Here is a 671-nt window from a genome sequence, read left to right as displayed (position 1 = left end):
ATTAAAAAATGAAATTAAGAAAAGATCAATTATCGCAAACTATACACTTTACTTTAGTGTCAAAATTATAATAATGACAATAAATATCAGGCTTTGTTTAATTATCAAAAATAGTTAAAATGAAGTCGATCACCCTTATAATTTTAATTACAAACCTTTTATCAGCTTGTGCATTAGCACCAAAGCTCAAACAGCCCAATGATAGGAACCGTGTGCCTATTAATAAAACAATCCCTGACGAAATCAAGCGAGCAAGTATATGAGAAAGATTCTTATTATAACAGGAATGATTACCCTTTGGGGAATGATCAATTTGGCACATGCATTGGATTTTTCTAAAGTATATGTAGACCCAGATCCATCAGGTTTATGCAATGTTCTAGCAGTGGAACTTGCAGAATTTCAAAAGAACACATATGGAAAAGACTACACTGGAATCCTAGAAAAATGTTCAAAATTGAAATCATCTGCTCCACCGCCACCACCTGCTCTATCAGCAGAATATTCGGAAATCCTTCAGCTTTTAAAAAAAGGAGAAATTATTGAGCTCTTAAAAAAACAGCTTGAGTTGAAAAAAGAACAAATTTCACAAATAGAAAAAGCCTATCAAGCTATAACAAAGGGTCAGAAAACTGCACCTCAGAAAATAGACTTTTCTAGTTTTTTTCTCA

The 671-nt window shown here is 32.5% G+C and carries 1 protein-coding gene and 1 pseudogene; both read left to right on the top strand.

Going from position 1 to position 671, the window contains the following annotated elements:
* The first annotated feature begins 119 nt into the window (after positions 1-119).
* On the top strand, positions 120-263 hold the full coding sequence (locus ACFIKB_RS09560) for a TrwH protein (RefSeq protein WP_375653526.1): 144 nt from the start codon (positions 120-122) through the stop codon (positions 261-263).
* Positions 260-671 (top strand): annotated as a pseudogene (locus ACFIKB_RS09555) (hypothetical protein); the annotation flags it as partial. The gene ACFIKB_RS09560 and the pseudogene ACFIKB_RS09555, both read left to right, overlap by 4 nt.

Source organism: Bartonella sp. MR110HLJHH (assembly GCF_042194225.1).
Classification (GTDB): domain Bacteria; phylum Pseudomonadota; class Alphaproteobacteria; order Rhizobiales; family Rhizobiaceae; genus Bartonella; species Bartonella grahamii.
The sequence above is the reverse complement of the archived record's forward strand: the minus strand, read 5'-3'. Positions and strand labels throughout refer to the sequence as shown.

What these genes read in the sequence shown, in the direction of transcription:
- ACFIKB_RS09560 (WP_375653526.1), top strand. Translation starts at nt 120, where the DNA reads ATGAAGTCGATCACCCTTATAATTTTAATTACAAACCTTTTATCAGCT.